The following is an 18,613-nucleotide window of genomic DNA, read 5'->3' as shown; positions in this document are numbered from 1 at the left end:
GCTGAATTATATAAAAGTCGAAAATGGATATTATATAGTCAAATATGCAAACTGTGCGGAGACGTATAATGTTATAATTCTACTCATGAAGGATAACTGTTATAAAAAAATAAATCATGAGGAGAACATAAGAGTATGCAAGCATTTGATTATTCACTGGTAAAAGATCCACAGTATTTCTGCGATAACCGAATGGAAGCTCATTCAGATCATGTATATTATAGAGATGGGAATGAAATGCAGACTGCTGTGCAGGATGGGACGGAAACTTCTTTTCGCTACAGTCTGAACGGTTTATGGAAGTTTCATTATGCGCGTAATTACAAAAGTGCAGTTCAGGGATTTGAGAAAGAGGATTACTGCTGTTATGACTGGGATGACATTCATGTACCTGCACATATCCAGATGGAAGGATATGATGCACCGCAGTATGCTAATGTCCAGTATCCATGGGAAGGACATGAGGAAGTTTATCCGGGTCAGATCCCGGAGAGATTTAATCCGGTTGCAAGCTATGTGAAATATTTTACAGTGCCGGAACATATGAAGGGAAAGAGATTGTTTATTTCTTTCCAGGGAGCAGAGAGCGGACTTGCATTGTGGCTGAACGGAGTCTTTGTTGGCTACAGTGAGGATTCTTTCACTCCATCTGAGTTTGAACTGACAGATTATCTTAAAGATGGACAGAATAAGCTGGCAGCACAGGTATTCAAATGGACTTCCAGCAGCTGGTGTGAAGATCAGGACTTCTTCCGTTTTTCCGGAATTTACAGAGATGTATATCTTTACACAGTTCCGGATACTCATGCATATGATCTTCAGATCCGTGCAATCCCTGAAGAGAATCTGGATGCAGCAGATTTTGAAATTAAGGTAAAGTCATGGGGAAAAGGAAGCATTGCTTTCAGACTTGAGAAAGATGGAGAATGTGTGCTGGAAGAGAAAAAATCTCTTACAGAAGCTGGAAATGAAGAAGCGGATGCAGAGGCATTTTATATTCAGAAAACAAATAGCAGCAAGACTGCACAGAACAGTTTTGCATGGAAAATCAATAATCCCAAATTATGGAGCGCAGAAGATCCACAGCTTTATGATCTTACAATTGAACTTTATGACGAAGCAGGAACTATTCAGGAAGTGATTCCTCAGAAGGTTGGATTCCGCCGTTTCGAGATGAAGAATGGTATCATGACTCTGAACGGAAAGCGTATCGTGTTTAAGGGCGTAAATCGTCATGAGTTCAGCTCTGTCAGCGGAAGACATGTTTCAGAGGAAGAACTTCGCAAGGATCTTCGCATTATGAAGCAGAATAATATCAATGCCATCCGCACCTGTCATTATCCGGATACATCGCTGATTTATCAGCTCTGTGATGAATATGGTATTTATATGATCGATGAGACAAATCTGGAATCTCATGGCTCCTGGGATGTGGCGGAATTTACAAAGGATTATACCCATATTGTTCCGCACAACAAACCGGAATGGCTGGATATGATGCTTGACCGTGCCAACTCCATGTATCAGAGAGACAAGAATCATCCGGCAATCCTGATCTGGTCTTGTGGAAATGAATCTTTTGGCGGAAAAGATATCTATGAAATGTCTCAGCTTTTCCGTAAGAATGACCCTACCCGTCTGGTACATTATGAGGGACTTTTCCATGACCGTAGTTATAATGATACCAGTGATATGGAAAGCCAGATGTATCCGTCTGTAGAAGCAATCAAAGAGTTCCTGGCAAAGGATGACAGCAAACCGTTTATCTGCTGTGAATACACACATGCTATGGGAAATTCCTGCGGTGCCATGCACAAATATACTGACCTGACAGATACAGAGCCCAAATATCAGGGTGGATTTATCTGGGATTACATTGACCAGTCTATTTATAAGAAAGACCGCTATGGAAAAGAGTTCCAGGCATACGGCGGCGATTTCGGAGAACGCCCTACAGACTATAATTTCAGTGGTAACGGAATCGCATATGGTGGAGACAGAGAGCCATCTCCCAAGATGCAGGAAGTGAAATTCAATTATCAGAATATTACTGCAGAGGTGACAGCTGACACAGTAAAAGTGATTAACAAGAACCTCTTTGTAAACACAGATACTTTTGACTGTAAGGTAACACTTGCAAAGAATGGAAAAGTGATCCGTACAGAAGCACTGGAAACAGCAGTTGAGCCATTGAGTGAGGAAGAATATAAACTGCCTTTTGGAAAGGCTGAGGCAGCCGGAGAATATACAGTTACTGTTTCCTTCCATCTGAAAGAGGAAAAGGTGTGGGCACCTGCAGGCCATGAGATTGCGTTTGGACAGTATGTATATCAGGTACAGGAAAATGCTTCAGCAGAAACAGCAGCTGCGAAGCCGCAGATCATCCGAAGCACACACAATATCGGTGTCCGTGGCGAGCACTTCGAAGTAATGTTCTCCGTCCTCAACGGTGGGCTGGTTTCCTACAAATATGCGGGTAAAGAGATGATCGAGGCAATCTCGAAACCAAACTTCTGGCGCGCACCAACAGACAATGACTGTGGAAATCTTATGCAGATGCGCTACGCACAGTGGAAAATTGCCAGCATGTATTTAAGCCACAAAGAATACAGAAAAGGTGCATATGGCCCATCCAATTTACCACAGGCAGAAGAAACAGACCACTCTGTAAAAGTAACTTTTACCTATCTGATGCCAACCACACCAGCCAGTGAGTGTCAGCTCACCTACGAAGTATTCGGAGATGGAAAGGTGAAGACAACTTTAACTTATGATCCGGTAAAAGAACTTGGCGATATGCCGGAATTTGGCGTGATGTTTAAGTTCAATGCAGACTATGATAATGTTCAGTGGTATGGACTGGGAGAAGCTGAAACCTATGCAGACCGTAAAAAAGGTGCAAAACTGGGCATTTACCAGAACAAAGTTGTGGACAACATGGCAAGATACATGGTGCCGCAGGAATGTGGTGCAAAAGAGGAAGTACGCTGGGCGAAAGTCACAAACCGCAAGGGCAGAGGAATGTACTTCGAGATGGCTGGAGAACCAGTGATGTTTTCTGCACTCCCATACACTCCGCATGAGATGGAAAATGCCATGCATCCATACGAACTCCCGCAGATTCATTACACAGTAGTACGCATAGCCAAAGGCCAGATGGGAATCGGCGGCGACGACAGCTGGGGAGCATACACCCATCCGGAATATCTGTTGAATGCAAATGGAAAGATGGAATTCTCCTTTAGCTTTAAAGGAATTTAATATAGTTTATTTATTAAAAAAGCCATTTTCAGTCAGAAAGTGGCTTTTTTAATAACGCTAATAACATTTGTTGAAAATAAGTGGAACAGGATGTATCATTACAGAGAAAGAGTAAATCAAGTACATTGTTGTGTAAATAACTGTGTTAATTGCGTAGACGAGCGAGTGGTACAGTTATTTCGATAGAGAATGATAACAATAATATTCGGATTCGACATACTGTACGAAAAGGGAGGAATTATCTTATGTATCAGGCAGAGGAAAAACGTTATGAAACTATGAAATACCACCGCTGTGGTGCCAGTGGGCTGATGCTGCCGGAGTTATCTCTGGGTTTATGGCATAATTTCGGGGACACCGGTGTTTATGAGAATATGAAACAGATGTGCTTCACAGCATTTGACAATGGAATTACACATTTTGACCTTGCAAACAACTATGGTCCACAGCCTGGAAGTGCGGAGGCAAATTTTGGAAAAATCCTGAGAGAGGAATTTTCTGCATACAGAGATGAGCTGATTATCAGCACAAAGGCCGGTTACGACATGTGGCCGGGACCTTATGGAAACTGGGGAAGCCGTAAGTATCTGATCGCCAGTCTTGACCAGAGCCTGAAACGTCTTGGGCTGGATTATGTAGATATCTTCTATCATCATAGAATGGATCCGGAGACTCCTCTTGAGGAAACCATGGAGACTCTGGCACAGATCGTCAGAAGCGGAAAAGCATTGTATGTTGGAATTTCCAACTATGATGGTGAGACAATGAAACGCGCCGCAGATATTCTGGAGGAATTGCACTGTCCGTTTATCATTAATCAGAATTCATATAATATTTTTAACAGAACGATTGAGAAAAATGGTCTGAAACAAGCAGCAGCAGAAAAGAAAAAGGGAATTATTTCTTTTAGCCCTCTGGCGCAGGGAATGCTCACAGACCGATACCTGAATGGAATCCCAAAGGACAGCCGTGTCAACACAGACGGGCGTTTTCTCCATGCAGACCAGTTCAGTGAGGAACGTATTAACAGTATCCGCAGCCTGAACGCGATTGCAGCAGAAAGAGGCGAAAGTCTTGCGCAGATGGCACTGAAATGGATTCTCCGTGACGGAATCGTAACCAGCGTTCTCATCGGGGCATCCCGTCCACAGCAGATCCTTGAAAACTTGAAAGTGCTGGACAGCGCACCCTTCAGTGAAGAGGAATTGAAAAAAATTGACGAAAATTCATTGGCATTATAATAAATATCCGCTTGACAGAGTATTTGCTTAAATGATATGAAATAGTAATATAATCTGAATTGCATTATTTTTTGAAATTATCAGTGAATAACCAAAGATGCGGAAAGGGATAGTTATGAGTATAATTTTTCATGAAAGTTCAAAGACATTCCATTTATACAACAATGAAATCAGTTATATTATGTGTGTGCTTCCAAATGGCCATCTTGGAAATCTCTATTTTGGGAAAAGAATTCATGATAGAGAAGATTTTTCATATCTTCTTGAAATGAAGCAGCGACCAATGACAGCCTGTGTTTATGAGGGAAACCGCAAATTTTCTCTGGAGCATCTGAAACTGGAATATCCGGTGTATGGAAGCTCTGATTATCGTTATCCGGCAGTGGAAATCCTTCAGAAAAACGGCAGCAGAATCTCGGAATTTACTTATGTCAGTCACACGGTTACAGATGGAAAGCCAAAGCTTTCAGGACTTCCGGCTACCTATACGGAGAATGACGAAGAAGCCCAGACCTTATGTATAAAACTGAAAGATGAAGTAACAGGAATTGTACTGGAATTGCTTTATACTATTTTTGCACAGGGGGGAATCATTACCAGAAGTGTCAGATTCATCAATGAAGGAACAGCCCCTGTACATCTGTTAAATGCAATGAGCCTTAGTCTTGATCTGCCGGACAAGGATTATGTGTGGATGCAGTTTTCAGGTGCATGGTCCAGAGAACGTCATGTGAAAGAGCGCAGATTAGAGCAGGGAATCCAGTCTGTAGGAAGCATCAGAGGAAATTCCTCTCATGAACATAATCCCTTTATTGTGCTCCGACGTCCGTCAGCAACAGAAAACGCAGGAGAAGTGATGGGAATCAGTCTGATCTACAGCGGAAATCACAGAATGCAGGCAGAGGTGGATACGCATGATACAACCCGCATCACTGTGGGGATCAATCCGCAGAATTTTGACTGGAAGCTGGACTGTGGTGAGAGCTTTCAGACTCCGGAAGCAGTAGTAGTGTTTTCTGATAAGGGTCTGAATGGAATGAGCCAGACTTTCCATAAATTATATCAGAAGAGACTGGCAAGAGGTTACTGGAGAGACCGTCCCAGGCCAATCCTTAACAATAACTGGGAAGCTACTTATTTTGATTTTACAGAGGACCGTCTGGTAGAAATCGCAGCCAAGGCAAAGGAATGCGGTGTTGAATTATTTGTACTGGATGACGGATGGTTCGGTGCACGAAGCAACGATTATGCAGGACTTGGTGACTGGGTGGCAAACGGAGAGCGTCTTCCGCAGGGAATCAAGGGAATCGCAGACAGGATTGAAGAGATGGGTATGAAATTTGGTCTGTGGTTTGAGCCGGAGATGGTGAACAAGGATTCCGATCTTTACCGTGCACATCCAGACTGGATTCTGCAGACACCCCAGAGGCATTCCTGTCATGGCAGAAACCAGTATGTGCTGGACTTCTCCAGAAAAGAAGTGGTGGACTGTATTTATGAGATGATGTATAAAATTCTTTCAGAAGCAAAGGTTTCCTACATTAAATGGGATATGAACAGAAGTATCACGGAATGTTGTTCGGCTGCACTTCCTGCAGACCGTCAGGGAGAAGTGTTCCACAGATATATTCTCGGAGTTTATGATCTGTATGAGCGGTTAAATACTGCATTTCCGCAGATCCTCTTTGAGTCCTGCGCAAGCGGTGGCGGGCGTTTTGACCCGGGAATCCTTTATTATGCACCACAGGGATGGACAAGCGATGATACAGATGCGGCAGAGCGTGTGAAAATCCAGTACGGCACAAGCATGTGTTATCCGGTAAGCTCCATGGGAAGTCATGTATCTGTAGTACCCAACCATCAGTTAAACCGCAAAACTCCGTTACATACAAGAGCAAATGTAGCTTATTTTGGAACTTTCGGATATGAGCTGGATCTGAATAAACTGTCTGATGAGGAAATCAGTGAAGTAAAACAGCAGATTACCTTTATGAAAGAATACAGAGAACTAATCCAGTTTGGAACTTTTTATAGACTGAAGAGTCCTTTTGAGGGAAATGAAACTGTGTGGATGACCGTCAGCGAGGACAAAAAAACAGCGCTGGTATTCTGGTACAGGGAAAGAAATGTAGTAAACGCAGATTTTACCAGAGTGCGGCTTCAGGGACTGGATCCGGATCTTATCTACAGAAATGAGTATAATGGAACAGAAAACTACGGGGATGAGCTGATGAATCTGGGACTGCTTACCACAGATTGTACAGCAGGTGAACCTACAAGTGAAGACGAACCATGCACAGACTATGAGTCCAGAATTTATGTTCTAACTGCAAAATAATAACCGAATCAGGTAAGCTCCTTGTGGAGGTTGCGAAAAGCAATAGACAGAAATAAAAAATCAACAAAAAGCAGGCAGAACGATCACACGGGATCGTCTACCTGCTTTTCGTTAAATTTATCCATCATTTCTTTATGAGTCTTATAATTCTTCGGACTCATTCCAAACTTCTTCTTAAAAGCTTTTGAAAAAACAAGCTGGTCTTCATAGCCCACATTATTAGCAATCTCTTTAACAGACAGACTAGTGCTGACCAGAAGACTGGCTGCTTTATGCATCTTATAATCAATGAGGAAGGTCTGTGCGGACATTCCAAGCTCTTTTTGAAAGGCACTGTTCAGATAGGCGCGGCTGATGCCGATATTATCTGCAATATCAGAGATGCCGATTCCCTTTTGATACATATCTTTAATATATTCAATGGCAAGTTCCACGTAGACACTGGTGCTATAGGCATATTTGGCATTTTTTTTGTTCTGTGCAGACTGTTTTTCATGAAAGCCAGCAAGTTCGGCTAACAACAGAATCAGATAAGCCTGGCGCCTCAGGTCATTGGCTTTGGAAAGCTGCTTATGATCCAGCATATAATCAATGTGTTTCAGAATTATTTTCTGATCCGGTGCAGGAAGAACCAATTGATTTTTGGAAAAACCACATTCTCTTACCAGAGAGTGAGCTCGGATTCCGCGAAAACCGATCCAGGCATAAGTCCAGGGATGAGTTTCGTCTGCACCATATGTGACAGGTTCATTTGGATAAATTACAAACATCTGTCCGGGAGTAAGGCTCCGGGTCTGACCTCCGGCAGAATAGAATCCGGTACCGTCCAGCACAAAATGGATGATGAACTCATCTCTTGGCATGGAACAGATATGTCCAGGCGGGCAGTGTTCTTTGCCCGTATGGATCAGACTGATATCAAGGGAGCCCTCTTTCAGGTTTTCAAGACAGCGGAAAGTAGCGCTGTCTGTATATTTTACATTTGGCATTTGGGTAATTCCTTTTTCTATTTTCTTTGATTGCAGATATTGTTGATATAAAGACATAAGGACTGATATCCTGCAAATACGCATAAATTCGAGTCGTTGTTGACATTTTACCATATATTCAGCGTTTTTTCCATAACGATTATGACATAAATTCATTTCATTAGTCCATTTAAAAAAATAGACAAAAACGTATAATAAGAATCACAAGGAACACGTCGAAACGACGAATAAAGGAGGATGTATATGAGAAAAAACATGAAAAAACTCACAGTCGCAACAGTGATCGGTGCTATGACAGTTACAGCACTTGCACCGGTAAGTGCACAGGCGAAAGACAAAACTCTGACAGTTGCAATCTGGGATAACGGACAGAAAGCCGGACTTCAGGAGATCATGGATGAGTTTACAAAAGAGACAGGAATTAAAACTGAACTTCAGGTAGTAGAGTGGAGCAGCTACTGGACACTTCTTGAAGCAGGTGCATCAGGCGGAGATATGCCGGACGTATTCTGGATGCATTCCAACGAAGCAGTAAGATATATGTCCAATGATATCTTACTTGATCTGACAGACAAGGTTGCAGACAGCGACAAACTGGAAATGGACAAATTCCCGGAAGATATCAAAGAAATGTATCAGTGGGACGGAAAAACATACGCAGTACCGAAGGATATCGACACAATCGCTATGTGGTATAACAAAGATATGTTTGATGAAGCAGGAATCGACTATCCGGACGGAAGCTGGACATGGGATGAATTCTATGATATCGCAGAGAAACTTACAAAAGAAGACGGAAGCCAGTATGGTTTCGCAGCAAACCCGTCTAACGAGCAGGATACATGGATGAATATTATTTACTCCATGGGCGGATGTGTACTGACAGATGATAACAAATCCGGTTTTGATGATCCTAATACTATCAAGGCAATGGAATTCGTTGACAAATGCGTTAAAAATGTAATGCCTCCTGCATCTACAATGTCCGAAACAGGTACAGACGTACTCTTCGGATCTGGTAAAGTAGCTATGATCTCTCAGGGATCCTGGATGGTATCTGGTTTCAAAGACAACGATTATATCAAAGAACACTGTGATGTAGCAAGACTTCCGAAAGACGCTGAGACAGGCAGAAGCGTATCTCTTTACAATGGTCTTGGATGGGCTGCTTCTGCAAACACAGATATGCCGGACGAAGCTTTCCAGCTTATTGAGTGGTTCGGTACAAAAGACATGCAACAGAAACAGGCTGACCTTGGTGTAACAATGGCAGCTTACGAAGGAATGTCCGATGGATGGGTTAACAGTGTTGACTGCTTCAACTTACAGCCATACATGGATGCAATGGATGACATCGTATTCAGACCACACACAAATGCAACACTTGCATGGTGGAACCCAATGTGTGAAGAACTGAAGAAACCATGGAATGATGAGGAAAGCATGGATGATGCATGCAAGAACATCGTTACTATTATGAATGATGCCATTGCAGAAGAGTCCTATTAATTAATGTTTAACAAAACCATTCATAAAAAATAAGAAACAGAAAAGCTGCCGCAGAAAAGATTCCGATCATGTGATAACCGCAGAAGTCACAACAGGTATGCAGATATGCGGCAGTTTTCCATTCAAATCAGCAACAAAATTTTATGATAAGAAGGAGTGAGAGCCGTGGCAAATCAAAAAAAAGGTACCAGTCAGGCGCGGAATGAATTCATCTGGGGATGGGCGTTCATTCTTCCTACAATGCTTGGTCTGATCATCTTAAATATCTATCCGATTTTTAAGACCATTTATGAGAGCTTTTTCAAGACCGGAGATTTCGGTAAGGGAAATATCTTCATTGGTTTTGATAATTATGTAAAGCTGTTTCACGATGCGGAAGTATGGCAGGCATTATTAAATACATTTAAATATGCCATTGTGGAAGTTCCGTTTTCCATTGCTATCGCACTTGTACTGGCAGTTTTATTAAACCGTAAAATGAAAGGCCGTGCTGTTTACAGAACTATTTTCTTCCTGCCTATGGTTGCCGCTCCGGCTGCGATTGCCATGGTATGGAGATGGCTGTTTAACTCAGAGTTTGGTCTTCTCAATCATATTTTCCATACAAAGATTAACTGGATTTCTGATCCGAAGATTGCAGTTTATGCGATCGCAGTGATCGGTGTATGGTCCATCATTGGTTACAATATGGTACTTTTCCTGTCTGGTCTGCAGGAAATCCCAAGAGACTATTATGAAGCAGCAAGCATTGACGGAGCAACCGGAATCAAACAGTTCTTCCATATTACAATCCCGCTGCTTTCACCGACCATCTTCTTTGTAATGGTTACCCGTGTTATCGGTGCCATGCAGGTATTTGACCTGATCTTTATGGTTATGGACAGAAACAATCCTGCACTTTACAAAACACAGTCACTTGTTTACCTGTTCTACCAGAATTCCTTTGTACAGAATAACAAAGGTTATGGTTCAACAATCGTCGTACTTCTTCTGGTTGTAATTATGATCATGACAGTATTCCAGAACATTGCCCAGAAGAAGTGGGTTCACTATAACTAAGGAGGGATAATTATGGCAGCAAGAGATAAAGCAAACAGAGTTCTGATCCATGTTATCCTGATACTGGTATCTATTACCATGCTGGTTCCTTTCTTATGGATGATCCTGACAGCTTTCAAAACTATGACAGAGGCAACCTCTGTCAACCCGTTCGTAATCCTACCGTCTACATGGAGATGGGACAGCTTTAAAGAAGTAATCGAAAATATGGATTTTTTACATCTGTATATCAATACATTGCTTCTGATCCTGGGTCGTGTTGTATGCGCGGTTCTGACAGCAACACTGGCAGGCTATGCATTTGGACGTCTGAACTTCAGGGGGAAAAACCTGATGTTCTCTCTGGTACTTTTCCAGATGATGGTTCCTGGACAGATCTTCATTATCCCACAGTACTTAATGGTAAGTAAAATGGGAATGCTCAATACCATTTTTGCCCTGGTATTTCCCGGTATTGTTACTGCATTTGGTACATTCCTCCTCAAACAGGCTTATATGGGACTTCCAAAAGATCTGGAAGAGGCTGCACGTCTTGATGGATGTAACATCGGTCAGACCTTCCTGTTCATCATGGCTCCTCTGACACGTTCTTCCATGGTGGCACTGGGAATCTTCACAGCAGTATTTGCATACAAAGATCTGATGTGGCCTCTGATCTGTAACAAGGATGTAATGCCTCTGTCAGCAGCACTTGCAAAAATGCAGGGACAGTACACCAACAATTATCCGCAGCTGATGGCGGCATCTCTGCTTGCATGTATCCCGATGATCGTACTGTATCTGATTTTCCAGAAACAGTTCATCGAAGGTATTGCAACATCCGGTGGTAAGCTGTAATAAAATCTGAGCAGCACAGGCAGGCTTTGTTATAAAATTAGAACGAGTATAACAGGGCTTGCCTGAAACTGGATTTGATAATGTTTAAAGAAAGTAAACTGAATATAAAATAAAAAAAGATAAATGACGGGAAAGGAAGAGATAAATAGAAATGAAACCAGGAAGTCTTTTTGACAGAATATTTGGATTTTTAGGTCAGTTGATCGCATTAAATTTGCTGTGGATCGTGTGTTCTCTTCCGATTATTACGGCAGGGGCATCCACCACTGCATTATTTTACTGTACATTGAAGCTCCATAAAGATGGAGATATCAGAGTACTTCATGATTTTTTTAAGAGTTTTAAGCAGAATTTCAGGCAGTCCACACTGATCTGGATTCTGATGGCTGCAGCAGGAATATTTATTTATATGGAAAAAGAAGCTCTGGCAACAATGCCGGGATCCATGTCACAGATCTTTAATTATGTGATCTTTGCGGTCTATATTCCTCTGGTGGCAGTTGCACTGTATGTATTTCCAACAGTTGCAGCATTTGAAAATAAAACAATGACTTTGATCACAAACGCATTTTATTTTGCGGTTAAACATATAGGCTATGCATTAGCTGTGGCAGTGATCACAATCCTGCCAATGACAATGACACTTGTAGATGCAAAACTTTTCCCGGTATATCTGCTGATCTGGCTGATGTTTGGATTCTCTCTGACTGCCTATGCAGACTCCTGGTTTATGTGGAAACTGTTCAAACCCTACTTCAAAGAGGAGGAAGAGGAACATCACTATGTGGACACAGAACCTGATCAGTATGCGTTTTAACCGAAGCAGTTATTCGGTTATGAGCAAGTAGCAAAGCGGATGATTTTATCCGCTTGACAAAAATAAATAGACATCTATAAAGAATATCTATAAAATAGAAAGAACAAAGAAATGAGAGGTACAGAGTATGGAATGGATCAAATATCACGAGGCAGAAAAAGTATTCGACCTGAGAACAGAGCACAGCACTTATCAGATGCAGGTAAGAGAGTATGATACTCTGGTTCATCTGTATTATGGAAGTCCGGTAGGCGATGCACTGATCACAGACAGAATCGTATGTGTGGACAGAGGATTTTCAGGAAATCCTTATGAAGCAGAAAAGGACAAAACATTTTCATTAGATACCCTGCCACAGGAATATACTGCATATGGAAATGGTGATTATCGTATCAATGGCCTGGAGACAGAGCAGGCAGACGGCAGTGATACTGCAAATCTGAAATTTGAGTCCTATGAGATCACAAAAGGAAAGTACAGCCTGAAAGGGCTTCCTGCAATGTTTGCAAAGGAAGATGAGGCAGAGACACTGGAAATTGTTCTGACAGACCGTGCCAGCGGACTGAAAGCACATCTTCTCTATGGTGTATTTCCCCATCTTGATGTGATCACCAGAGCGGTACGCCTGGAAAATACAGGTACAGCACCGGTTACAGTAAAAAAAGCAATGTCTATGGAAATGGACTATGAATACAGAGAACTGGATGTAGTCCACTTCTATGGCAGACATAATGTGGAGCGACAGATGGAGAGAACTCATCTTGGCCATGGCAACTGGTCTGTGGAAAGTATCCGCGGCACCTCCAGCCATCATCACAATCCATTTGTGATCCTCTGTGACAGAAATACAGAGGAAACTTATGGAAACTGCTATGGATATGCACTTGCATACAGTGGAAACTTCTTATTTGAAACAGAGGTGGACCAGGTAGGACACACCCGTGTGGCAATGGGAATCCATCCTTATCATTTCTCCTGGACACTGGAACAGGGAGAGAGTTTTGAGACACCGGAAGTGATTATGGCATACTCAGCAGAAGGCTTCGGAAAACTTTCCAGGATCTATCATGATGCATACAGAAGCAATCTGATCCGCAGCAAGTATACAGAGCAGCCAAGACCGATCCTGGTAAATAACTGGGAAGCAACTTATTTTGATTTTGACGCAGATAAGATTTACCACATTGCAGAAGAGGCAAAAAATATTGGACTGGATATGTTTGTCCTGGATGACGGATGGTTTGGAAAGAGAGATAATGACTGGTGCGCACTTGGTGACTGGGAAGTAAATGAAGAGAAGATTAAAGGCGGACTTCCTGCACTTGCAGAGAAAATCCATGGTCTTGGACTGAAATTCGGACTGTGGGTAGAGCCGGAGATGATTTCTGAGGACAGTGATCTCTACAGAGAGCATCCGGACTGGGCACTGAAGATTCCGGGACGTGCCATGAATCGAAGCAGACATCAGTTAAATCTGGATATCACTAGAAAAGAAGTACGTGAACACATTATGAACCAGATCTTTAAGGTTCTGGATGCATGCAAGGCTGATTATGTGAAATGGGATATGAACCGAAGTGTAGATAACGTGTTCTCAGCAGCTCTTCCAAAGGAACGTCAGGGAGAGGTTTACCACAGATATGTGCTGGCTGTCTATGAAATGATGGAAAGCCTGGTACAGAGATACCCGGATCTTCTGTTTGAGTCCTGCTCAGGCGGAGGCGGAAGATTTGAGGCGGGAATGCTTTACTATTCTCCGCAGATTTGGTGCAGTGACAATACAGACGCCATTGACAGACTGAAGATCCAGTATGGTACATCTTTCGGATATCCGATCAGTACCATGGGTGCACATGTCAGTGTATGTCCGAATCATCAGTCCGGAAGAACTACTCCATTTGAGACAAGAGGGATTGTTGCATCTGCCGGTACATTTGGCTATGAACTTGATCTGATGAAGATGTCCGAGGAAGAGAAAGAGACCGCCAGAGAACAGATCCTGAAGTATAAAGAAATGGAGCATCTGGTACAGTCAGGAGATTACTATCGTCTGGTGAACCCATTCGAAAATAACAACTATGTTCTTTGGCAGTTTGTGTCAAAAGATAAGAAAGAAACAGTGGTGTGCGGAGTAAGACTTCACAGTGAAGCAAATCCTTATATTTATCTTTTCTACCCACAGGGACTGGATGCGGATATGAAATACGAAGACACAGCAACAGGAAAAGTATACACAGGTGCAGCCCTTATGAAAGCAGGTCTGCCATTACCGCTGACAACAGGTGATTACCAGCCAATTAAATTTACATTTAAGGCAGTGGAGAAATAAGAAATATCATTTAACCGAATCAAGTAAGTCCCCTGCGGGGATTGCGAATATCCTCTTGACAGATTATATGTAATGTACGGGTAGAATAACAGAAAAGATCAAAGGAGACTGCAGAAAAATATGTAGTCTCCTTTTGGTATATTCAGTATTCGTTTGATTATGAGCAGTCAGTTATTTCTTCTTTTTGGAATCCTGTTCTGCTGGTGGGTTCATTCCATCGATCAGATGCTCGATCATCATCTTTTTTACATAAACATCGAAGCTTAAAAGACAGATAAAGGAAAAGCGTTTGAGAATTTCCTGGTCTTCTTCATCTGCATCTCCGAAAGTCCCCTGTGCTGTTTTATATTTGCGGAGCAGGTCTTTTTTCAGAGATTCGATCTGATCCTTCTCCATGCTGAAAACTTCATTATATATATAGGTCATATCCTTTTCTGTCATAGACTTGAAATATTTCTGCACAATCGGTGTGAGCAAAGTCTGTATATCATTGATAGACAGGATATTCTTGAAATAGTAAATAAAGATCAGCATAAGTACATGCTCTTTGGAATAACGCTTCTTTTCCGGCGGGGGAAGAAGTTTATTTTTGGCGTAATTATTGATCATGGTCTTGGTCAGAATCTTGTCATCCCCGTAGCGCTTGGTGGCAGCCAGCTGTTCTTCCATGAAGGTTGTGACCTGATCCATGTATAAGTCAATATTTGGAATATCTTCTGGTTTAATATAGTCAATCCTGGAAATACTGGACAGAATACTGTTGATCATATCTTTTTCATCGATTGTCATCTTTCATCACCTCTGTCCCTTATTATATAGTTTCAAATACTACTTGTAAATGTTTTTTTTACTGAATTAGAAAAATGGATTGTAAAAGCGTCCGCATTTTATAGTTACTGTCAGACTGATCAATAACAGCAGTACGCCCAGCGCCAGCGTGAGAAAATCTCTGCGTGTAAAAGGCCTTTGTGTGTACCAGGTGCGTTTTTTGTTTTTGCCGAAGCCCCGAAGTTCCATTGCATTGGAGATGGTATCGATCCGGTTCAGACTGGTAAGGATCAAGGGCAGCAGTATATTAACGGAGTTTTTTAGCCTGGAAAAGAATTTTTCATTTTTTCCCAGCTCCACACCTCTGGCCTGCTGAGCCTGGCTGATGCTGTGATAATCTCTCTGGATATCCGGAATATAGCGCAGGGCAATGGACACAGAATAGCCTACCTTATAGGAAATCCCGATACTGTTTAAGCTTGCCGCAAATTCGCTGGGATCAGTGGCAGAGATAAACAGGATGGCTACAGGCAGGGCGACAAAGTATTTCAGAGAAATATTGACCATATAAAACAGCTGCTCTGCGGTCAGGTCATATCGCCAGAATAAATGGCATAGTACGTGGTGTGTGCCGTACAGATGGGTTCCCTGATTGGGGTCGAACAAAAAGATAAACAGATTGTTCAGCAACAGGAACACCAGCATAAAGATCATCATAAACCGTACTTCCCGAATCTTAATTTTGCTTAGTCTGAAAGCAGCTATGCTTACTGCCAGGAGTCCGAGCAGCACCCAGGTATTGTAGGTGATCATACTTGCAAAGGTAAAGAGCAGGAAGAATGCCAGTTTGGTAGTTCCGGTCAGTCTGTGAATCACACTTTTTCTTGGAAGATAATTTAATACAGTATTAGCGGCCATTGTCTCGTACCTCCCTGTCTTCTTCAATAAAACGTTCCACAAAGGCTTCCGGCGGAGTGATACCGCATCGGTTAGCGAGAGTGAAAAGACTGGTTTCTTTTAACGCGGCCTGAGTGATCAGGGATTCATCACAGAGAACTGCGGCTGCACTTCGGTCTGCGATCAGCTGCCCGTCAGAGAAGACCAGAGCTCTGGGCGTATATTCCAGCATCAGATGCATATCATGAGTGATCATTATAACAGTAACTCCGCGTTGGTTGAGTGTACGGAGAAATTCCATAATCTCTGTATAATGATGAAAGTCCTGTCCTGCAGTAGGCTCATCCAGAATGATCAGTTCCGGATCCTGTACCAGCACGCTGGCAATGGTTACACGTTTTTTCTGACCAAAGCTGAGGGCTGATACCGGCCAGTTACGGAAAGGATAAAGTCCGCAGATTTTCAATGTATTTTCTACCTTTTCGCGAATCTGGTCTTCTGTCATGCCAGAATTTCGCAGACTCAGGGACACCTCGTCGAAAATCATGGTTTTTGAGATCATCTGATTTGGGTTTTGCATGACATAACCGATATATTTTGCCCGGTGTCGGATATTTTCTCCGGAGAAATCTTTGCCATTAAAAAGTAAGGTTCCCTGATCAGGTGTTTCGAACCCGCAGATCAGCTTGGACAAGGTAGATTTACCTGCACCGTTGCGTCCTACAATGCTGACCATTTCTCCCTTGTATATGGTAAGAGTTACATCCTTCAGTGTGGGGTGGTTCCGGGTATATCCAAAGCTTAGGTTCTTTATCTCAAGGAGCGGTTCCGGTGTGCCGGAAGGCTCAGAAAGTTCTTTTTGATGAAACCAGTTTTGAAGCATTTTCTGATCTGTCTGATCCAGAATCAGAGAATTTACATGTGAGGGCTTTTTGCATGGTGCAATTTCAATGCCTGCATAACGCATGGCTGTCACATACAGAGGCTCACGGATTCCGTTATCTGCCAACAGGGTAGTGGAGAGCAGTTCGTCGGGATGAAGGTCTGCTAGGATTTTTCCCTCATTCACCAGAACGATCCGGTCCACATTTTTCCAGAGGACATCCTCCAGACGGTGTTCAATGATCAGAACAGTGGTGTCAGTTTTCTGCTGGATCTCATCGATCAGTTCGATGGCCTGTTTGCCTGTAGCAGGATCAAGGTTTGCCAGTGGTTCGTCAAAAAGCAGGATCTTTACCTGGTCTACCATGACTCCGGCCAGGCTGACGCGCTGTTTCTGTCCACCGGATAATTCGTGAGGTGCATAGTCCAGGTGATCCTGGATTCCCACCAATTCAGCAGCATGTCTGGTGATACTGTGCATTTGTTCTTGTGGCATACAGCTGTTCTCCAGCGCAAAGGCAATATCCTCCCCCACAGTCAGACCGATAAATTGTCCATCTGGATCCTGGAGTACAGTGCCTACATGTGCAGAGAGTTCAAAGATGCTGCTGTGTGGAGCATCTACACCGTCTACAATAAGAGAACCTGTGCATTCTCCGGGATTGGAGAAAGGGTTCAGACCATTGATACAGCCTGCAAGCGTGCTCTTGCCACTTCCGGAGGGGCCGGCAATGAGAACACGTTCTCCCGGATAAATATCCAGATTAATTCCGGTCAGAGTTGGCTTTTTCTGGGCACGGTATTGAAATGAAAAATCTTTAAATGAAATAACAGGTAAGTTTTGTTCTGTCATCTGTTTAACCTCAAATTAATTTCTATAATAATCGAAAAATTGTTTCTATAATAATCACGTACTTTAGAGGGTGAGTCCTGAAAAAGAAAAAGCCCTATCACATAAGCTTTTCGCTAAATGACAAGGCTTTTTGTCTGAAGCTTATTCCTGATCCAGAGATCCTTTTTTGGCGATGGTCTTGGTATATGCCAGAACCAGAAGTCCGCCTACGATTACTGCTGTGATCGTATTGGAGATGGCTGCAAAAGCACCCTGTGCGAATACTTTATTAGCAGGTTCTGCATAGATGAGAATATCCAGTACAGGGGCTACAACGATCCATCCGATCACATGTGCTGCAATATTGGCAATGGTGAAAAGAGCAACCTTTCCTTTGCCAAATTCTCCCTCCTGTACATTCAGTTTTTTGGCAAAGAGACCTACGATCACGCCTACGAAAGCAGAAGTGATCACCCAGCTCCACCATGGAGTTCCACCCCAGGAAAGGTCGATCAGAGTATGACCGATAAATCCGATAAGTCCCCCTGCTACCGGTCCGTACATAACGGCCAGCAGAGCAAGGACTGCGTACTGGAGACTAATATTGGTGTTAGGTACCGGACTTGGGATTGCGACAAAACGTCCAAGTACAAAGAACAGCGCTGCACCGATACCAATGGCTACAACGGTTTTAATGCTATTGTTGCTTTTCATGACTCATTCCTCCTCAAAAGTGTATGTATGCAGTAGAATCAATTTACTGTAAGTCAGTGTCAGTATAATGCATTTAATTGTGGATTGTCAATGGACAAACAGGGGCGTATGTTGAAAACTGTTGTGGTATGGTCCGCTTT

At 42.7% G+C, this 18,613-nt stretch carries 13 protein-coding genes; 8 read left to right on the top strand and 5 right to left on the bottom strand.

The window, feature by feature from the left end; translation table 11 throughout:
• Positions 1-135 precede the first annotated feature (135 nt).
• The 3 genes from H8Z82_RS07195 to H8Z82_RS07185 all read left to right on the top strand — a co-directional run bounded on the left by H8Z82_RS07195 (position 136) and on the right by H8Z82_RS07185 (position 6,840).
• Positions 136-3,261 (top strand): glycoside hydrolase family 2 TIM barrel-domain containing protein, encoded by a 3,126-nt coding sequence (locus H8Z82_RS07195; protein ID WP_186994708.1) that lies wholly within the window; start codon positions 136-138, stop codon positions 3,259-3,261.
• 245 nt (positions 3,262-3,506) lie between these two features.
• On the top strand, positions 3,507-4,502 hold the full coding sequence (gene mgrA, locus H8Z82_RS07190) for an L-glyceraldehyde 3-phosphate reductase (protein WP_186994707.1): 996 nt from the start codon (positions 3,507-3,509) through the stop codon (positions 4,500-4,502).
• Between the two features lie 115 nt (positions 4,503-4,617).
• Positions 4,618-6,840, top strand: coding sequence for an alpha-galactosidase (locus H8Z82_RS07185; protein WP_186994706.1), 2,223 nt, complete (start codon positions 4,618-4,620; stop codon positions 6,838-6,840).
• Positions 6,841-6,923: 83 nt separating this feature from the next.
• Here H8Z82_RS07185 and H8Z82_RS07180 read toward each other — a convergent pair whose 3' ends face one another.
• Positions 6,924-7,829, bottom strand: a complete 906-nt coding sequence (locus H8Z82_RS07180; RefSeq protein ID WP_019162743.1) for an AraC family transcriptional regulator — start codon at positions 7,827-7,829, stop codon at positions 6,924-6,926.
• Positions 7,830-8,072: 243 nt separating this feature from the next.
• On the opposite strand from H8Z82_RS07180, the gene H8Z82_RS07175 reads away from it, so the two are divergent.
• From H8Z82_RS07175 to H8Z82_RS07155, 5 genes are all read left to right on the top strand, one after another.
• On the top strand, positions 8,073-9,338 hold the full coding sequence (locus tag H8Z82_RS07175; protein ID WP_055199752.1) for an ABC transporter substrate-binding protein: 1,266 nt from the start codon (positions 8,073-8,075) through the stop codon (positions 9,336-9,338).
• Positions 9,339-9,503: 165 nt separating this feature from the next.
• Entirely contained in the window at positions 9,504-10,397 is an 894-nt protein-coding gene (locus H8Z82_RS07170) for a carbohydrate ABC transporter permease (RefSeq protein ID WP_019162741.1), read from the top strand.
• Between the two features lie 12 nt (positions 10,398-10,409).
• Entirely contained in the window at positions 10,410-11,234 is an 825-nt protein-coding gene (locus H8Z82_RS07165; protein ID WP_019162740.1) for a carbohydrate ABC transporter permease, read from the top strand.
• Between the two features lie 151 nt (positions 11,235-11,385).
• Positions 11,386-12,051, top strand: coding sequence for a YesL family protein (locus tag H8Z82_RS07160; RefSeq protein ID WP_019162739.1), 666 nt, complete (start codon positions 11,386-11,388; stop codon positions 12,049-12,051).
• Positions 12,052-12,178: 127 nt separating this feature from the next.
• Complete coding sequence (locus tag H8Z82_RS07155; RefSeq protein ID WP_186994705.1) at positions 12,179-14,380, top strand: alpha-galactosidase; 2,202 nt, start codon at positions 12,179-12,181, stop codon at positions 14,378-14,380.
• Between the two features lie 171 nt (positions 14,381-14,551).
• On the opposite strand, the gene H8Z82_RS07150 is transcribed toward H8Z82_RS07155, so the two are convergent.
• From H8Z82_RS07150 to H8Z82_RS07135, 4 genes are all read right to left on the bottom strand, one after another.
• Positions 14,552-15,169, bottom strand: coding sequence for a DUF1836 domain-containing protein (locus H8Z82_RS07150; protein ID WP_186994704.1), 618 nt, complete (start codon positions 15,167-15,169; stop codon positions 14,552-14,554).
• Between the two features lie 66 nt (positions 15,170-15,235).
• Positions 15,236-16,066, bottom strand: coding sequence for an energy-coupling factor transporter transmembrane component T family protein (locus tag H8Z82_RS07145; RefSeq protein ID WP_186994703.1), 831 nt, complete (start codon positions 16,064-16,066; stop codon positions 15,236-15,238).
• On the bottom strand, positions 16,056-17,780 hold the full coding sequence (locus tag H8Z82_RS07140; RefSeq protein ID WP_186994702.1) for an ABC transporter ATP-binding protein: 1,725 nt from the start codon (positions 17,778-17,780) through the stop codon (positions 16,056-16,058). The genes H8Z82_RS07145 and H8Z82_RS07140 overlap by 11 nt, the downstream gene beginning before the upstream one ends.
• A gap of 141 nt (positions 17,781-17,921) precedes the next feature.
• A complete protein-coding gene (locus H8Z82_RS07135; protein ID WP_186994701.1) occupies positions 17,922-18,473 on the bottom strand; it encodes an ECF-type riboflavin transporter substrate-binding protein in 552 nt (183 codons plus the stop codon).
• Positions 18,474-18,613 lie beyond the last annotated feature (140 nt).

Origin of the sequence: Blautia difficilis, assembly GCF_014297245.1 — a bacterium.
GTDB classification, from domain to species: Bacteria; Bacillota; Clostridia; order Lachnospirales; family Lachnospiraceae; genus Blautia_A; species Blautia_A difficilis.
The sequence above is the reverse complement of the archived record's forward strand: the minus strand, read 5'-3'. Positions and strand labels throughout refer to the sequence as shown.